Genomic DNA, 240 nt, shown 5'->3' on the forward strand with positions numbered 1-240 from the left:
GCGCTCGGCGTAATTTTCCTTGATATCCCGCTTCAGTTCCTCGCTCAGCGGCCGGTTGCCCGCCGGAATCGTGTAGTTCGCACTGCGCTGGAAAACGTAGAGATGATCGGCCTCACGGGCGATCTCCGGGATCGATTGGATGCCCGACGAACCGGTTCCGATGACGCCAACCCGCTTACCACGGAAGTCCACACCCTCGTGAGGCCAGGCGCCGGTATGATACGATTTGCCGCCAAATTC

The 240-nt window shown here is 60.0% G+C and carries 1 pseudogene; it reads right to left on the bottom strand.

The window, feature by feature from the left end:
- Positions 1–240, bottom strand: a pseudogene (locus tag SB717_RS39160) (cyclohexanone monooxygenase); the annotation flags it as partial.

Source organism: Priestia sp. SIMBA_032 (assembly GCF_046535215.1).
Taxonomy (GTDB): Bacteria; Bacillota; Bacilli; order Bacillales; family Bacillaceae_H; genus Priestia; species Priestia aryabhattai.